This window comes from Paenibacillus sp. NPDC057934 (assembly GCF_042887565.1).
GTDB lineage: Bacteria > Bacillota > Bacilli > Paenibacillales > Paenibacillaceae > Paenibacillus_AQ.
Window position 1 is genome coordinate 201,957 of sequence record NZ_JBHVPB010000006.1, and the last position, 17,059, is coordinate 219,015.

Genomic DNA, 17,059 nt, shown 5'->3' on the forward strand with positions numbered 1-17,059 from the left:
ACATGGAGATTCATGCAGGGATGGTACCTAACACATCCAGGTTGCAAAATAATATTGAGCAGCTATCCACGCTGATCAACCCGTCCAAGCCCGGCTGGACCCGCCGTCCATTCACGGAAGAGTATGATAGCGGGAGACGCTGGCTGACCGCGCAAATGCAGGACGCGGGACTGATCGTGGAGATTGATGCCGCCTCTAATTTGATCGGGGTTCTGCCTGGCAGCGATCCCAGCTTAGCTCCGATTATGATCGGTTCGCATACGGATACCGTGACGGGCGGCGGGCGTTTTGATGGCATTATCGGCGTGCTTGCCGGTATCGAAATTGCCCGTGTGCTGCAAGAATCGGGGCTGAAGCTGCGGCATACGCTGCAAATCGTTGATTTTACGGCGGAAGAACCGAGCGAGTTCGGCCTCTCAACCATTGGCAGCCGCGGTATGGTGGGGAATCTGACAGAGGCGATGCTGGAGCTGCGGGATGATACAGGTCTGCAGCTTGTTGATGCTATCAACCGGCAGGGCGGTGATGTCAGCCGTCTGCATGCTGAAGCCAGAAAACCGGGAGAGGTAGCACTGTATCTGGAGCTGCACATTGAGCAAGGCCCGGTGCTGGAGCAATCGGGGCATCGTCTGGGCGCGGTGCTGGGCATCGTAGGGATTCATCGCTATCGGGTCCAGATTACTGGCGCGCCTAATCATGCGGGAACGACCCCGATGACGCTGCGTAACGATGCGTTGGCAGGTTTTTGCGAGATCGGTTTGGCTTTTGAACGTCATTGTCTGCACTATGCGAAGGATGCGGTAGGTACAATTGGTAAAATGAACAATGAGCCTAATGCATCCAATGTTGTGCCAGGCTTGGTTAGATTTGATCTGGAGATCCGCTCGCTGGATCATAAAATCTCTGAGGCGGTATACTCAGCATTTGCTGCTGAAGCTGCCGAGATTGCAGCAAGACGCGGGTTGCAGCTATCCCTTGAGTCTTTATCGAAATCGGATGCCGTTATCGTCAAGGAAAAGGTGCTGGAGAAGGTGCTCTTAGCCTGTAATTCTGTGGCTCCTGCCACCTGTCTACCTAGTGGAGCAGGTCATGATGCCAACCAACTGGCAAGTATTGCACCGATCGGGATGATTTTTGTTCCGAGTAAGGATGGCAGAAGCCATTGTCCGGAGGAGTGGACGGAATTTCAGGACGTCGCTGCTGGAACACAGGCGTTAGGGCAAGCGTTGCTGCTATTTGATGAAGAAGATTTCAGTCGGTGGGAGGATGCTTAATCCCATATCTGTACAAATTAATAGCGAGCGTCTATGGAATTCCATTCAGGCTTTAGGTCAGATTGGCGCGGATGAACAGGGAGGCATTACCCGTCTTTCGCTCACCGATGAAGAATTGACCGGAAGACAATTTGTGATGTCTCTGATGGCGGATGCCGGGCTAGTGGTCCGGCAGGATGAAGCAGGCAATCTGATCGGGCTGCTGGCAGGTGAAGAACTGGATGCAGCAGTCATCGCTACAGGCTCGCATATTGATACAGTTATCCAGGGCGGGAGATTTGACGGGGCGCTGGGCGTACTGGCTGGAATAGAAGTGCTGCGTACCATTAAAGAGCAGGGCATCGGGCACGCTCGTTCTCTGGAGGTTATTTGTTTTACTGATGAAGAAGGCGTGCGCTTTGGCGCAGGCTATCTGGGAAGCCGGGCGATGAGCGGGGGCTGGGATAATCATTGGTTGGAACTGACGGACGCCAAGGGGATCTCTTTAAAGCGAGCCATGGAAAATGCGGGTGTGAATCCCGATGCCGCAGCATTAGCCAGTCGCAGCCGCCAATCGCTCCAGGCTTATGTCGAACTGCATATTGAGCAAGGTCGTGTACTGGAGGCGCTGGGGACTTCTGTTGGAATAGCTACTGCGATTTATGGACATAGCTGGCTTGAAGTAACGGTTCGCGGGCGTGCGGATCATGCAGGAACGACTCCCATGAAGCTGCGGCAAGATCCGTTGACGGCTACTGCGGCGCAACTGCTTGCCATCGAGCAGATAGCTGTTGAGCACGGTGGAGTGGCAACGGTAGGCACATTAAAGCTTGCGCCAGGAGCAATTAATGTTATCCCTGGAGAGGTCGTATACAGTGTCGACCTGCGGCATGAAGAAGCTGAGAAGTTGCTTCGGATGGAGCGGGCGATTAGAGGGGCGTTAGCTAGCACAGCTGAAGAAAAAGGATTGAGTCTTTCGATGATATCCACAGACAGTGCTCCGCCCGTTCGTTCCTCCCAGATGATTATGGATACCTTGGCAGAGAGCTGCAGAGTTAATGGGTTGCCTGAGCATTATATGGTCTGCGGCGCAGGCCATGATGCGGTTGCCATGAATGAGCTTACGGAAATCGGTTTGATTCTGGTCCGCTCACGCGATGGTATCAGCCATCATCCATTGGAATGGAGCAGTCCCGAGGATTGTGCGGACGGCGCCAATGTGCTGCTGCATGCTCTGATACAACTTTCTATATAAGTCGAACAAAAGAAAGTAACAAAAAGCGAGGAGGAACGAAGGGGGAAGTTTGGAACTGTAGGAGCGACAGCGCCCGCCTTTGTCTGCGGATTTCTACCGCGAACAGCGGTAATAAACCAAGAAATCTGCAGACAACAGCGGCCGGAAGTCCAAACATTCCACCGTAGTGACGACTGAGCTTTACGTTTGGAACTTAAGTTCGTCTTATATAAAGAAACAAAAAATAATTCCGATTGACATAATGGTATATATCGCTTAATAATAATGGTAATTAATTATTGCTATATGATAAATTAGGCGAAAGGAGCTGGATTACGGGTGAATGTTTTCCGTGAAGCTTACGAGTATGTGATAACCAATAGTGACCGGTTTCTGGAAGCGGCCAAGGTGCATTTGAGCATAAGCGTTTACGCGCTTCTTATAGCGATCGTCATCTGTGTACCTCTCGGTATTTTGTGTGCCAAGAAGCAATGGTTAACCGATCCGATCATGGGCCTTTTCAATTCCTTGCGAGTCATCCCAAGCTTGGCGGTATTAGTTATTATTCTACCGATCATGGGAACAGGCTTTGCACCCGCACTCGTCGCCTTGACGATACTTGCTTGCCCTCCAATTCTTATTAATACATATATGGGCTTTCGGGGGATCGAGCCGTCGATCATTGAAGCAGCATCGGGCCTCGGAATGGGTGAGAGAATGATTATGCGTAAGATCGAGCTGCCGCTTGCGGCTCCATTACTGCTGTCCGGAATTAAGACTTCGGCGGTAGAGGTCATTGCCAGTGCCACGCTCGCTGCGTTCATCGGTGGCGGTGGACTTGGCACGTTCATCATTAATGGTCTGGGGATGTACAAATTTTCCTTGCTGCTTGTCGGCGCACTTCCGGTAGCCTTTTTAGCCATTCTATCGGAGATCGGGTTTTCGGGAATCGAAAGATTAGTCACCAAATATCAGCGTTAATGTGAGAGGAGTATTCCTTTGAAAAGAAAACTATGGGCTTTGGCTGGTTTGCTGGTAAGTGTAGTTCTGGTAATTAGCGCGTGCTCCTCCAATTCCGGCAAGACTGTTGTGAAAGTAGGCTCCAAGAACTTTACCGAATCCCTGGTATTAGGTGAAATGTACGCACTGGCTCTTGAGGATGCTGGCTACAAGGTAGATCGGAAGCTTAATCTCGGTGGTACACTGGTTGCTCATGAAGCGCTTAAAAAAGGTGATATCGACTTTTACCCTGAGTACACAGGAACCGGATTGATCAACGTTCTGGAATTACCTCCGAAATCGGATGCCAAAACGGTGTACGATGAAGTAGCCAAAGGGTACAAAGACAAATTCAATCTGATCTGGCTCGAACCGACCAACGCCAATGATTCCCAAGGTCTGGTTACCTCTAAGAAAATTGCTGAGAAATATAATCTCTACAAAATCTCCGATCTAGTGAAGTATGCACCTGAGCTTAACATGGCAGCCGTGCCGGAATTCGAAGAGCGTGAAGATGGACTGAAAGGTCTGAATGCTACTTACGGTAAACTGAATTTCAAGAGCATGAAGCTGTTTGACTACGGTATCAAATACCGTGTTGTGCTGGACGGCGAAGCCGATGTGACTGTAGGCTTTACTACGGATGGTGATTTGACCAACAAAGATCTCGTGCTGCTGGAGGATGACAAGAAATTCTGGCCTCCATACTTCGTTGCCCCTGTAATCCGTGGTGAGCTTAACGACAAGGACCCGGAAATCGCGAAAGTGTTGAATACAATCTCCGCGAAGCTGGATAACGAAACTGTACAAAAGCTGAACGCTCAAGTCGATATTGAGAAAAAAGAATATGCAGATGTAGCCAAGTCCTTCCTGGAAGAACAAGGCTTGATTAAGAAGTAAGAATTGAAACAGTGGGGTTTCTCCAGCACGGGGAAACCCCCTTCCTACAGGAGTTGATCAGCGATGAAAGAGGCAATTGTTTTCGAGCAAGTATCCAAAACATTTCCGAAGGCCCCGAAGCCTTCTGTTAACGAAACGAGTCTAAGCATTCCCCAAGGTTCCTTTGTTACGATTCTGGGCGCATCGGGCAGCGGGAAAACAACCTTACTGAAGATGGTGAACCGCATTATTGAGCCGACCGCAGGTACCATTTCTGTGTTTGGCCAAGATATTCGAAGCTTACCTGTAACAGAGCTGCGTCGGAGCATCGGTTATGTGATCCAGCAGGTGGGGCTGTTCCCGCATCTGACCATTGAGCAGAACATTGCCACTGTGCCGGATATTCTGGGCTGGGAGCGGCAGAAGACAGCTGAGCGAATTGATTATTTAATGAAGCTTGTTCATCTTCCGGAAAATTATAAAAAGCTCTATCCCCGCCAATTGTCAGGTGGACAGCAGCAGCGGGTGGGTATCGCGAGAGCGATGGCTGGAGACCCGGCCATTTTGCTAATGGATGAGCCTTTTGGCGCCATTGACGCCATTACAAGAAAGAAGCTACAGGACGATTTTAAGCAGATTCAACAAGAGCTTGGCAAGACCGTACTGTTTGTTACACATGATGTGGAAGAGGCGATGAAGCTGGGCGATCAAATGATCGTCATGAATGAAGGCTCCATTCAGCAGTATGATACCCCGCTGGCGATTATGTCGAACCCTAGCAATTCCTTTGTGTCGAGCTTGATTCAAGCAGATGACTTATTCCAGCAGCTCCACCTGATCCGGGCTGAGGATCGAATGATCGCCTTGAATGACACTGTACCGGATAGCGCTCCTACCATTCAGGGTAGTGAGAGTCTAAAGACCGCGCTTCAGTCTCTTTTGCAGCACAATGCCCCTTATGTCGTGGTTGAAAATGATAAGGGTGAGCGAATAGGTCAGATTACGCTAGAGCAGTTGAATCTGCAGAATGGCAGGTGATTGGAATGCTGGACTATTTTTCCCGCCATTATGATGATTTGTTGATTTCTTTATGGGAGCATATCGTACTTACGTTTGTTTCTTTGCTGATCGCGATGCTTATTGCGCTACCGCTGGGCTACTGGCTAGCCAGAAGACGGAGAATTGCAGTACCTGTGTTGTCTGTGCTAAGTATTATTTATGCGATTCCCAGCTTGGGCATGTTCGCCTTGCTGATCCCGTTCGTGGGACTGGGTGCGAAGCCGGCCATCATTGCACTAGTTGTGTACAGCCAGCTAATTCTGGTCCGCAATGTCATCTCAGGATTTCAAGGCATTGATCCTTCTATTATTGAGGTGGCCAAAGGTATGGGGTACAGCGCGTGGAGACAATTTGTCCGGATTGAACTGCCGCTTGCCTTGCCGGTTATTCTGGGCGGGGTGCGAATTGCGTCGGTATCCGTAATAGGGATTACAACCATCGCGGCCTGGATTAATGCCGGAGGGCTGGGCGGGGTACTGTTCGAAGGTTTGTATCAAAACTCCATTCCCAAGATGGTGTGGGGCACGCTACTAGTATCTTTGCTGGCGTTATCAACGAATATGGTGCTGTTGCGACTTGAGAAAACCACCCTGCGCAGGTCACGCGGGGAACAGAGAGTATGATATACTGGTTCAGAGTTTTATAACTACGATCGTTTTATTTTGAGGTGTAATAATGAATGGTACTCAGACGCTGGAACGTGCTATAGATATCCTGTTTGTCCTTGCTGATTCCGGTTCTACGCTTACGGTAAGCGAGATTGCGGAGAAGGTAGGCATTCCGGAGAGCACGGCATATCGTTTTATTCAATCGTTAATTAAGAGTGGCTTTGTGGAGCGCAAGGGGAGGAGCAAGATCGGCCTGGGGCTTCGGATTTTTGATTTAGCCAGAGGATTGACTCAGCAGATCGAGAAGGAGCTTCTGGTCATCGCTAGACCAATCATGGAGGAGCTCACGGCTCTAACGAATGAAACCTCGGTCTTATTCGTCCGCTCCGGTTCCAAAGCCATCTGTCTTGAGAATGTAACCAGTCCAAGATTAATCAGAATGTCTATTGAAAATGGTCGGGTGTTGCCGCTGAATTCAGGCGCTTCGGGAAAAACACTGCTTGCATATGAGAACGATAAGATTATCGAAGACATGTGCAAGCTTTTTGAGGCAGATTCCACGCAGTCTACGCTGTTGCAAGAACTGCATAACATAAGGGACGCAGGCTATTGTTTTACCCTGGGTGAGGTAGATGCGGATGCGTTTGCTATTGCGGCACCTGTGCTTGACCCGCAGCAGCGAATTGTTGCCAGTCTGTCAGCTGCAGGACCGATTCATCGGCTTGGGGAAGACGAAATTCCGCTATTCATTGGGCACGTGAAGGAAGCGGCGTCTCGTATTTCGTGCAAGCTTGGTGGGCTGGGGTAAGTATTTTTATTAAATTGTATAAAGAGTGAGAGTAGCGGAGTGTAAGATGAGCCGCTTTTTTGCGTTGCCCAGGACTAAGTTCAGGTAACCTTTCTTCATTTTCCAACGTCTTGATTACTAAGGGGGAATGACCGTGAAGCGATTAATTGGAACTTTGTCTGCACTACTTCTGTTATCAGGATGTGCTCATCCTTCATTAGCTCAAGTTGATAAGACCAATGAACCTGAGGTAGTCCAAGTATCATCTCAAAGCTGGTCCTTTGACAAGATCATTACGTTTAATAAAACGATCTATGTGGGGACTGAAATAAAAGTAGCCTCTACCGATATTGAGGAAAGTATAGGGGAAATTAAAACTTACTCGGATAAGGAATCGGAGTCCAGTAAGGATGAGTTTTCAAATCACTATCCTGTTGGAACAAAGCTATACAAGATAAAGGATTTATCTACCCAAACTGCTATTGCGGTTGAAATTAATGAAGATATGTTTGTGTTGGCGCAAATAGAAAAGGAATAATAAGGCGAATTTATAAGAGGTCAGTTCAGGAATCGATGGGCAAACGTGAGCAGCGTACAGAGATTAAGACGGATATGGTTAGCCGTGCTGCTAACACGACTCCCAGTGCAATAGCCGCTTTTAAGGACGGTAGGCTCTAACAATCAGGAAACGTCAAAATAGACCGCATACCTTTGCGAGAGGAGGCGGTCTATTTGCGTTCAATGGACAGCAACGCTAATGAGTTCGATTATGTTAAATTGGAAAGACCCATGCCAAGGCGATTTTTGTCACAGTTTGTCATTTTGCTGTCATTGGGTAGAGATATACTTTTCATTGGCCGGAGTAATGAACCAATATAAAAACTCTGTAGTCATTGAGGGGGTATATCTTGAAGAACAAATTAATCAGAAAGTTAGTATCATACGTAGTTATTGTATGCCTATTACTTTCACCGTTTGGTATGACGTTTGGTGCCACGGTAACGGCATCAGCATCAGCGGCATCGGACATCAAAGGCCATTGGGCGGGAGATCAAATTTCCGCATGGATTGACAAAGGTCTTGTCACCGGATATGAAGATGGTAGCTTTAAACCAGAAAAAAGAATTACAAGAGCAGAATTTATAGTTCTCGTCAATCGTGCGTTTGGATTTACAGAACAAGCTGAGATTGCATTTCGGGATGTAACGTCAAATAACTGGGCCTATGCTGATTTAGCGAAAGCTGTAAAAGCAGGATATATTACAGGCTACGACGATGGAACCATTGGGGCGGGCAATCCGATCAGTCGACAAGAGGCTGCCGTGATTGTAAGCCGACTGTTGAAATTAAATGCGACAGATAACGAATCCGCGGCAGCATTTCTGGATGCAAGTGACTTTGCAAGCTGGAGCAAGGATGCCATTGGCGCAGTAGTAGCCGAGCAGATTATGACCGGCTATGATGCAGATCATAGTTTTAAACCGAAGGCCTTCATAACTCGTGCAGAAACGGTAGTTACTCTGGATCGCGCACTGATGTCGCAAGCAATCGTTTACAACAAGGCAGGTACTTACGGTCCTACTACAGGAATAGAAACTGTCAATAAAAACGTAGTTGTGAATGTAACTGGAGTAACGCTGCGAAACATGGTTATTAACGGAAACTTATTATTGGGTGAAGGTATTGGCTCCGGCGATGCTTTCTTGGAAAACGTCAAAGTAACAGGGACAGTCACTGTCAAAGGTGGCGGAGAGAATAGTATTCATTTCAACAATTCTGTACTCGTTGATATTGTAATTGATAAACAATCGGGGACAGGGATTGTGCGGATTGTATCGGAAGGAACGACAACGGTAGCATTAGTAGCAGTCAATTCTCCGGCAATCATTAAGGGGACAGGTTTTGAAAATGTTAACCTAAATACTGCCATTCCGGCAGGTTCAAAAGTAACCTTACAAGGTTCATTTAATACAGTAAATGTTAGCTCGCAACAAATTCAAGTTGATTTCCCGGAAGGTACCATTAAGAATCTGAATGTAAAATCAACTGCAACAGGAACGTCAATCAACCTTAACCAAGGTACGACCATCAATTCACTTGTCTTAGATGCAGTAGTGAAAATACTTGGTCAAGGCACAATCATAATCGCAACTATTAATACAGTTGGCTCGACGTTCGAGAATCCGCTGGTAACAACAGCACCAACAACACCAGCAACGTCAACAACACCAGCAACACCAACAACACCAGAAACGCCAGCGCCAACAGAAACGCCAGCGCCAGCGCCAGCAGAAACGCCAGCACCAACAGAAACGCCAGCGCCAACAGTAACACCAGCACCAACAGTAACACCGACACCAACAGAAACGCCAGCACCAACAGAAACGCCAGCACCAACAGAAACGCCAGCACCAACAGAAACGCCAGCACCAACAGAAACGCCAGCGCCAACAGAAACGCCAGCGCCAACAGTAACGCCAGCACCAACAGAAACGCCAGCGCCAACAGTAACACCGACCCCGACGCCAACACCGCATGCGCCATCTGCCGCAGGTGTTTCGATTAGTGGAACAGCGATCGTAGGGCAAGCTCTGACGGGAAGCTACACATACGCAGATGAAGATGGGGATATTGAAGCAGGTACCATCTATCAATGGTACCGTGCGGATAATGCGGAAATGTCTATCAATCGAACCTTGATTGGAGGAGCTACAAGCTTAACGTATATATTGCAAAGTGAAGATGCTGGCAAGTATATTTCATTTGCAGTAACACCGAAAAATGAAGTAACGCCTACAACAGGTTTAACAGTGGAAAGTGCAGCGACTGCATTAATTATAGCGGCTCCAGCAGCACCAACTGCAACGAATGTTTCCATTAGCGGAACCTTGATCGAAGGGCAAACCTTGACGGGCATTTACACCTATGAGGATGTAAATGGGGACTTGGAAGACGGGACAACCTATCAATGGTACCGTTCAGATGATATAGACTTCACAATCAATCATACTTTGATTGAAGGGGCGACAAGCTTAACGTATGAATTACAAGGCGAAGATGTAGGTAAGTATATTTCATTTGAAGTAGTAGTGAAGAATGAAGCAGCACCTACAACCGGAGTGGCAGTAGAGATTGCTGCAGCAACCAGTATTCTGGGCTTGCCTACGATTTCTATGGATGGCTCTCTTTCTAACTACATGCCAATCCTCACCATAGGACAACTATTAAACGGAGATAACATCACTGTTTATGACACAGACGGTACGACAGTTCTCGCTTCTGGTATCTCAGCCGGTGCAACTATGACGATTGCACTAGATGCCTTAACACCAGGAGCACATGTAATCACAGTGAAGTCAACAAATCAAGCTGGAACGGTCAGCGTCTACTCGAAAGAGCTAGACTATGACGTGAATGATATTGTGATAACGCCGCAAAATCAATTGTCCGAAGGTGCCGGGCATATCGCAGTCTTGGCAGCAAGCGGTCAAGTGTGGACATGGGGTGCCAATTGGAGTGGACAAATTGGTGATGGAACGATGACAGTCCATCCAGCCAAGTATGCTGTTTCAGGCTTGCCAAGTAATATAATTGCCGTGCAAGGTGGTTTTGATCATACGCTTGCTCTGACTTCTGAAGGTCAAATCTGGCAATGGGGTAGAGGTGCTTCTATCTTCCCCTCTATCGTCAATGGAATTGATCATGTAATCGCCATTTCAGCGGAAGGTGGTACGCTTTCCTTGGCATTGAAGAGTGATGGAACGGTTTGGACTTGGGATTCAGGCAGTAGACCTGTCCAAGTAGCAGGCTTAAATCATGTGATTGAGATACAAGGCAGATATAGCGCTTCTTACGCTTTGAAATCAGATGGTACTGTTTGGGCTTGGGGTTATAACGATAATGGACAACTCGGCGACGGTACAACTATTACCAGAAATAAGCCTGTTCAAGTAATCGGGTTATCGAATATCATTTCCATCAAGATGGGGAATCAGCATGGATTGGCATTAACCGATTCGGGAGATGTGTATAGTTGGGGATTTAATCAGATGGGTCAAGTAGGGAACGGAACGAACAATAATCAATTAGTTCCTGTTCAAATCACCGGTCTATCCGATATTACCCTAATAAGTGCAGGAGATTATAATTCTTTTGCTAAGGATGCGGACGGTAATATTTACTCTTGGGGATACAATGGGAATGGGCAGCTAGGGTTTGGTAATTACGTTTATACCAACATCCCAGCAATCATTAATGGATTGACCAATGTTCTAGCCATCACAGGCGGTGGCGGCAATACTTCTATTGCTCTAAAAGAGGATGGTACCGTTTGGACATGGGGAGATGGTAATAATGGTATGCTTGGTAATGGATTAGATGCTAGTCGAACCACCCCAGGAATGGTTGCTGATTTTAACTTACTATTTGCACCATGATAGTGACGGAGTTTCTTATGTTTACAGAAGAATAGGAGGATTGCTAGTTTATTGTGATGAAGCATGTAGGGGATTTTACTTATGAGAGCAATAGAATAAGAGCCTGACACCTTGGAATACTGATAATTAGGATTTTCATTCGACCGTTCCTTGAGGATGGGCGATGTTGTAATGAATCTTGATAGATCCATCCTCGTGGACTTCTATCTTTTGAATTACTTGACAGAGCAAATGTTTTAGAACTTGCTCGTCGTCAATATCAAGTTGTGCGAACAACGCAATTAGCTTCTGAAAGGCACGGAATTGCTCTTCCGTGTCTTTTTGTGTTTTGAGGACAGATTCCAATTCCGCTTTGCGTTTGGCAAGGGCTAGCTTGTTTAGCTCTTGATTAATGCGGATTGTTTTAGACCCCATCCAGTGCCGAATGAATCATATTTAGCAATCAGCGAAATGTTAACCTGTGTTTGTCTTATGGGATAATTTCTTGAAAGTTGTGTACGTATAGCCTATAGTCTTGGGAAATCATAATTATAACTAAATTCGCCATTGTGAAAATTTGAGGTATATTCTATAATTTAGATATCTTATACAAGGGAGAGATGCAGTATGAAAAGTCTATTCGTATATCTTCAAGAGGGAACAAAACAAAACTGAACTACGGAAGTTACATTTATACGATAAGATATTGATGTGCTTCCGTGGCTCTCATAACATGGAGGTATAACGAGTTGAATAAAAATAATTGGGAATCTTTTTTTGATGCACATGCTCCTCAATACATGAATAATGGGTTTACCGAGAACACAGTTTCGGAAGTTGATTTTGTGACTGAAGAATTGAAACTTCCGGAAGGAAGCTACATTCTTGATGTAGGTTGTGGCACAGGAAGACATTCCATCGAACTAGCAAAGCGTGGATATAAGGTAACAGGAGTGGATATATCATCAGGTATGCTTTTGGAAGCGAAGAAGATGGCAACTGAAGCGAATGTGAATGTTGAATGGGTTCATTGTGATGCTGTGAAATACACCCCAACAAAGACATTTGATGCGGTTATCTGCCTTTGCGAGGGGGCATTTGGTTTAGTTGGCAGAGATGAGGAGCCAGTCGAACATGATTTGGCGATTCTTAAAAATATCTCTGACGGGTTGAAGCCAAAGGGTCGATTTATTCTTTCAACCTTGAATGCATACTCAAAAATTCGCAACCTTACCCAAGAGAACGTTGATTCCGGAAGGTTTAATCCTGTAACCATGGTAGAACATTATATTGATGAATGGGATTTGCCCGAAGGAAAGAAACAGGTTGAGGTTAAGGAGAGAAGATACCTCCCGTTTGAATTGAAACAGATGTTTACTCAGGTGGGACTAAAGGTTGAGAACATTTGGGGCGGAACGGCAGGTAATTGGAAGCGTCAAAATATTAGCTTAGATGATATTGAAGTAATGGTTATAGCTACAAAAGAATAAATTAGAATGGGATTGCTCTTATAGGGCAATCCCTTTATTGTTTTTTCGAAGATAAGAAGAACACTATTCCTTTGGACGCATATATGTTTGTTGTCACTGTCTACTAAGCACATGTGGAGATGCGGAAACATATTACTTTTTCTTGGGGATGAACTTGGGACAAGAATCTTTACCAAGTATCATGATTGAACTGAATAAATCATACTCCAATATGGAGGGAGCGTACTCAATAAGCTTTCTTTCTGCATCTGGATACTGTAACATAAACGATCTCTATCACTGGTTAAGGGGTCAGGGGCTCGATCCCCCTTAGCCCATCCAAGGTCAGAAGAAGGGATTTTGAATATTTAACTATGAAGAGATAGAATATGCAGAAGGGACAACATGATTCGATGGAGTTGGGAAGTATCATCGACATTTGTGGCTATATAAACCGAACAAAAGAAAGTAACAAAAAGCGAGAAGGAAAGAAGGGGGATGTTTGGAACTGTGGGAGCGTTAGAGACCGCCTAAAAGCTTTCCACAGGAAAGCTGGCAGGAAGCATAAACTCTCCGGATTTCAACTGTAAACAGCGGCCGGAAGTCCAAACATTCCACCGTAGTGACGACCGAGTCTTACGTTTAGATCTTAAGTTTGTCTTGTATACCTTGTCCGCGCTCTATACTTCATATTTTTTTAGGAGGCTTCCAGTGTCACCGAGAAATGTAGAAAAAGATCAACAATTAAGAGAAGTGAGACGGGAGCATATTCTGGATTGTTCCCTTCAGGTGATTGCAAAACGGGGGATTGATTCCGCTAGTGTGAAAGATATCGCCAAGGAGGCCGGACTTAGCGTCGGCAACGTCTACAACTATTTTGAATCGAAGGAAGATATATTCAATGCAGTGCTGCAGCGGGGACAGATCGATTATGGCCGTCAAATATCCAACCAAGCTGCACTGGTTCAGGATGCACGGGAAAAGCTCCATCTCATCTGTGAGAGCTGGATCGCAACGCCTGAGAACTGGGCGTTTACGATCATGCTGCAAAGCATTCGGACAAACGAAACGGTTAACCCGGAGCTGCGAGAAGCAGCTACACGCAGATTCACCAAGAATCTGGAGCCGATGGCCGAGATTATGCGTCAGGGGCAGCACGCAGGTGTCATTATTGAGGGTGATCCGAAAGAGCTTGCGTTCTATTTTGTCAGCTTGATTCAAGGCTTGACGCTGCAATTAGCGCCCGGCTATGAAATTCCGGTAAAGATTCAAGCTGCAAATATCGTAACCTTATTTAGTGTGCCTAAGAAATGACAAAAAATAGTTTGACAAGTGATTTAAGTCGTTGCTAATATAACAGGTAACAAAACGAATACATATTCAGTTTGTGGATGAACAATTGAATATTGTCCAATCGACCAGACAACCGGAGATTGACGGGACAATACTGCCTGCAGGAATGCAGCAGAATGTACCGTGGCATCTCTTTTTTTATGTTTAATACCTAGTAATCATGTGAGATAAGTTTAATTAAAATTAAATCAATGGATGGGGGAATGAGAGATGAAATTATTCAAGATATGGGCTTTGATTCTATTGATAGCGGTGCTTACGGTGGGTTGCGCCAATACGGAAAAAAGCGCAGGAGTAGCCAAAGAGGCCAAAGATACCAATAACTATGAGGGATTGACCGTGAAGCTGGGCGTTCAGGGCAGTGGAGGGCTTTGGGGAAAAGCGCGGGAGGAGAAATGGTTCGAGGACGAGTTCGGGAAGCTTGGCGTGAAGGTCGAATGGGCAGAGTTCCAGAGCGGACCTCCCATGACGGAAGCCATTGCTTCCAATCATTTGGATTTTGCCGGGCTTGGTAACATGCCGATCATCGCCGCCCAGGCAGCGGATATTCCGTTCAAGGTCATTTCGCAATTGCTCGAAGGAAAGAACAATGTTGCGATCATTACTCCGACTAACAGCGCGCTTAAAACGATTGATGACTTAAAAGGTAAGAAAATAGCCGTGGCAAAAGGGAGTAATGCTTATAACTTCCTCTATCGCGGTCTAGACGAAGCTGGCATTAAAGACACTGATGTAGAGATTATTCAGCTTCAGCCGGATGAAGCACAGCCAGCATTCGAGTCGGGCGGCGTAGACGCATGGGCTACCTGGGACCCGTATATTACGCTTAATACGTTGACGGGCAAAGCTAAAGTGTTGACGGACGGCGAGCAATTGGGTGTATTGTCCCCGTCTTTCCAGATCGTGCGTAAAGAATTTGCTGAGAAATATCCGGAGCTCGTCACACTTTACTTGAAGGTGTTCGAGAAAACCCGGCTATGGGAAGAGCAGAACTTGGACGAAGCGTTGAACCGTTATGCAACAGAACGGAAGGTACCGGTTGAGGTGATCAAAGGAACACAGGTGCGGTCCAAAATAATCAATATCCCTGTAAGTGATGAGATCATTGCCGAGCAGCAGAAAACGGCTGACTTTCAGTACGAAATTGGAAATATCCGCAAAAAGATTAACGTATCCGAGGTATTTGATAATCAATACGTGAAAGAAGCGTTGAAATAAAGGGCGTATAGACGAGTTAAACGACAGATAACAACCAATAAGTTAGATGAATGAAACAAATAAAGCAAACGAAACAATCGGAACGAGGCGGTACTCATGGAGAATGCGGCAGCTACGCCGCTCGTAAAGGATAAAACGGGGACACCTAGGAGATTAAAGCGGCGGCGATCCATACAGATTACAAATGTAGCGCTGGGGATCTTGCTGCCAGTTGCAATTGTAGTGATCTGGGAGATTGCGGCTGGTATGGGAAAGTTGAATCCGATTTTATTACCTGCTCCTAGTAAAATAGTAAAGGAATTCGTCAGTCTGACGTCTTCCGGTGAGCTGGTACACCATCTCGGGATCTCGGCATGGCGGGCACTGCTTGGCTTCTTGCTTGGCGGGGGGTTGGGGTTAGCGGCTGGCATTTGGGTAGGTTTCTCCTACAAAACAGAGCGGCTACTCGATCCGCTGCTGCAAATGTTGCGTACACTGCCTCATCTCGCGATTGCGCCGTTGTTCATTCTATGGTTCGGCTTTGGTGAAACGTCGAAGATACTGCTGATTGCCAAAGGGACGTTTTTTCCACTCTATGTCAATACGTTTCTTGGTATTCGTTCGGTAGACAGCAAGCTGTTCGAAGTCGGCCGGGTCCTTCAATTCAGCAAATGGAACATGATCACGAAGCTGGTCGTTCCCGCTGCCATGCCGAACATTTTGCTTGGCGTAAGGCTATCGGTCGGGGTTGCCTGGCTGGTGCTCGTGGTTGCGGAGATGATGGGCTCTAGCTCTGGCATTGGCTTTCTGATCAATGATGCTAGATCATTCTCGTTGACCTCTGTCGTGTTCGTCGGAATTATTGTGTTTGCTGTTGTTGGCAAGCTGACGGATTCGCTGGTGAAGCTGCTGGAGCGCCGGTTACTGCGTTGGCAGAATAACTATAAGGGAGACAAGGGGCTATGAGTGGGCAAGTATTGGATGAGAAAAGGTCACACCCATCCGAAGAAGGTTGGCTTCGAGCGATTCCAAGGCCTCTCCACGGCTGGCTTGTGCCGGTTGCAATTGCAATCGTCTGGGAGGCAGTCGGACAGCTCGGTCTTGTGCCTGCATCTATGCTGCCCACACCGAGTGCCATTGTGAAACAGTTTGTGGAACTGATCGCCAGCGGCGAACTCTATAAGCATATGAGCATTAGCCTTTATCGGGCAATGATCGGTTTTTTGCTGGGCGCTGGGACGGGAATGCTGTTTGGTCTATTGACCGGTCTGAATAAAATCGCCGAAAAGACGCTTGATCCATCGCTGCAGATGATGTGGACCATTCCACTGCTGTCGCTAATTCCGCTGTTTATATTGTGGTTTGGCATTGGCGAGTTTTCTAAAATATTAATCATCTCACTGGGCGCCTTTTTTCCTGTTTACGTCAATACGTTTCTCGGTATCCGTAATGTAGATTTGAAGCTGTTTGAAGTCGCACGTATCCTACAATATTCGCGGTTGCAGTTGATTACGAAGCTGATCATCCCATCGGCGCTGCCGAATATTTTACTCGGTATCAGGTTGTCGCTTGGCATTGCCTGGCTGGTGCTTGTCGTCGCGGAGATGATGGGCACAAGCGCTGGCATCGGCTATATGATCCAGGACGCAAGAGCGTATATGCGAACGGATGCCGTATTTGTCGGCATTATCATCTTCGCCTTAATTGGGAAGATATCGGATTCAGGTGTCCGGCTGCTGGAGAAGCGCTGGCTTCGCTGGCGTGACACGTTCAAAGGGTGATTCATACCAAGGCAGGAGGGAGTTA

15 protein-coding genes are annotated in these 17,059 nt (G+C 46.7%); 14 read left to right on the top strand and 1 reads right to left on the bottom strand.

From position 1 onward, the window contains the following. Positions 1-2 precede the first annotated feature (2 nt). The 9 genes from ACFVRY_RS15760 (at position 3) to ACFVRY_RS15800 (ending at position 11,255) form a co-directional block, all read left to right on the top strand. Positions 3-1,274 carry a Zn-dependent hydrolase gene (locus ACFVRY_RS15760; RefSeq protein ID WP_387501157.1) on the top strand — a complete coding sequence of 424 codons (1,272 nt, stop codon included), beginning with the start codon at positions 3-5 and terminating at the stop codon, positions 1,272-1,274. Beyond that, positions 1,267-2,508: a Zn-dependent hydrolase gene (locus ACFVRY_RS15765; protein ID WP_387501158.1), complete on the top strand. Its 1,242-nt coding sequence runs from the start codon at positions 1,267-1,269 to the stop codon at positions 2,506-2,508. Before ACFVRY_RS15760 ends, ACFVRY_RS15765 begins: the two co-directional genes overlap by 8 nt. A 318-nt stretch (positions 2,509-2,826) precedes the next feature. Continuing rightward, a complete protein-coding gene (locus ACFVRY_RS15770) occupies positions 2,827-3,468 on the top strand; it encodes an ABC transporter permease (protein ID WP_387501159.1) in 642 nt (213 codons plus the stop codon). 18 nt (positions 3,469-3,486) lie between these two features. Next, positions 3,487-4,386: a glycine betaine ABC transporter substrate-binding protein gene (locus ACFVRY_RS15775; protein WP_387501161.1), complete on the top strand. Its 900-nt coding sequence runs from the start codon at positions 3,487-3,489 to the stop codon at positions 4,384-4,386. A 63-nt stretch (positions 4,387-4,449) separates the two neighbouring features. After that, positions 4,450-5,403: an ABC transporter ATP-binding protein gene (locus ACFVRY_RS15780; RefSeq protein ID WP_387501162.1), complete on the top strand. Its 954-nt coding sequence runs from the start codon at positions 4,450-4,452 to the stop codon at positions 5,401-5,403. 5 nt (positions 5,404-5,408) lie between these two features. Continuing rightward, positions 5,409-6,047, top strand: a complete 639-nt coding sequence (locus tag ACFVRY_RS15785; RefSeq protein WP_387501163.1) for an ABC transporter permease — start codon at positions 5,409-5,411, stop codon at positions 6,045-6,047. A 52-nt stretch (positions 6,048-6,099) separates the two neighbouring features. Beyond that, entirely contained in the window at positions 6,100-6,840 is a 741-nt protein-coding gene (locus ACFVRY_RS15790) for an IclR family transcriptional regulator (protein ID WP_387501164.1), read from the top strand. Between the two features lie 133 nt (positions 6,841-6,973). Next, entirely contained in the window at positions 6,974-7,357 is a 384-nt protein-coding gene (locus ACFVRY_RS15795) for a putative periplasmic lipoprotein (RefSeq protein WP_387501165.1), read from the top strand. A gap of 442 nt (positions 7,358-7,799) precedes the next feature. After that, positions 7,800-11,255 (top strand): RCC1 domain-containing protein, encoded by a 3,456-nt coding sequence (locus ACFVRY_RS15800; RefSeq protein ID WP_387501167.1) that lies wholly within the window; start codon positions 7,800-7,802, stop codon positions 11,253-11,255. A gap of 135 nt (positions 11,256-11,390) precedes the next feature. On the opposite strand, the gene ACFVRY_RS15805 is transcribed toward ACFVRY_RS15800, so the two are convergent. Continuing rightward, positions 11,391-11,669, bottom strand: coding sequence for a hypothetical protein (locus tag ACFVRY_RS15805; protein ID WP_387501168.1), 279 nt, complete (start codon positions 11,667-11,669; stop codon positions 11,391-11,393). Between the two features lie 314 nt (positions 11,670-11,983). On the opposite strand from ACFVRY_RS15805, the gene ACFVRY_RS15810 reads away from it, so the two are divergent. The 5 genes from ACFVRY_RS15810 (at position 11,984) to ACFVRY_RS15830 (ending at position 17,034) form a co-directional block, all read left to right on the top strand. Then, positions 11,984-12,724, top strand: coding sequence for a class I SAM-dependent methyltransferase (locus tag ACFVRY_RS15810; RefSeq protein WP_387501170.1), 741 nt, complete (start codon positions 11,984-11,986; stop codon positions 12,722-12,724). 690 nt (positions 12,725-13,414) lie between these two features. Continuing rightward, positions 13,415-14,017 carry a TetR/AcrR family transcriptional regulator gene (locus ACFVRY_RS15815; protein ID WP_387501171.1) on the top strand — a complete coding sequence of 201 codons (603 nt, stop codon included), beginning with the start codon at positions 13,415-13,417 and terminating at the stop codon, positions 14,015-14,017. A gap of 249 nt (positions 14,018-14,266) precedes the next feature. Further along, on the top strand, positions 14,267-15,274 hold the full coding sequence (locus tag ACFVRY_RS15820; protein WP_387501172.1) for an aliphatic sulfonate ABC transporter substrate-binding protein: 1,008 nt from the start codon (positions 14,267-14,269) through the stop codon (positions 15,272-15,274). A 96-nt stretch (positions 15,275-15,370) separates the two neighbouring features. After that, entirely contained in the window at positions 15,371-16,219 is an 849-nt protein-coding gene (locus ACFVRY_RS15825; protein WP_387501173.1) for an ABC transporter permease, read from the top strand. Next, the gene (locus ACFVRY_RS15830) at positions 16,216-17,034 is read left to right on the top strand and encodes an ABC transporter permease (RefSeq protein ID WP_387501174.1); all 819 of its coding nucleotides are present in this window, start codon (positions 16,216-16,218) and stop codon (positions 17,032-17,034) included. Before ACFVRY_RS15825 ends, ACFVRY_RS15830 begins: the two co-directional genes overlap by 4 nt. The last annotated feature ends 25 nt before the right edge of the window (positions 17,035-17,059 follow it).

Bases quoted from the DNA above. Each gene is read 5' to 3' on its own strand.
- ACFVRY_RS15820 (WP_387501172.1), top strand. From the start codon at position 14,267: ATGAAATTATTCAAGATATGGGCTTTGATTCTATTGATAGCGGTGCTT.
- ACFVRY_RS15785 (WP_387501163.1), top strand. From the start codon at position 5,409: ATGCTGGACTATTTTTCCCGCCATTATGATGATTTGTTGATTTCTTTA.
- ACFVRY_RS15780 (WP_387501162.1), top strand. From the start codon at position 4,450: ATGAAAGAGGCAATTGTTTTCGAGCAAGTATCCAAAACATTTCCGAAG.
- ACFVRY_RS15765 (WP_387501158.1), top strand. From the start codon at position 1,267: ATGCTTAATCCCATATCTGTACAAATTAATAGCGAGCGTCTATGGAAT.
- ACFVRY_RS15830 (WP_387501174.1), top strand. From the start codon at position 16,216: ATGAGTGGGCAAGTATTGGATGAGAAAAGGTCACACCCATCCGAAGAA.
- ACFVRY_RS15825 (WP_387501173.1), top strand. From the start codon at position 15,371: ATGGAGAATGCGGCAGCTACGCCGCTCGTAAAGGATAAAACGGGGACA.
- ACFVRY_RS15790 (WP_387501164.1), top strand. From the start codon at position 6,100: ATGAATGGTACTCAGACGCTGGAACGTGCTATAGATATCCTGTTTGTC.
- ACFVRY_RS15760 (WP_387501157.1), top strand. From the start codon at position 3: ATGGAGATTCATGCAGGGATGGTACCTAACACATCCAGGTTGCAAAAT.
- ACFVRY_RS15800 (WP_387501167.1), top strand. From the start codon at position 7,800: ATGACGTTTGGTGCCACGGTAACGGCATCAGCATCAGCGGCATCGGAC.
- ACFVRY_RS15805 (WP_387501168.1), bottom strand. From the start codon at position 11,669: ATGGGGTCTAAAACAATCCGCATTAATCAAGAGCTAAACAAGCTAGCC.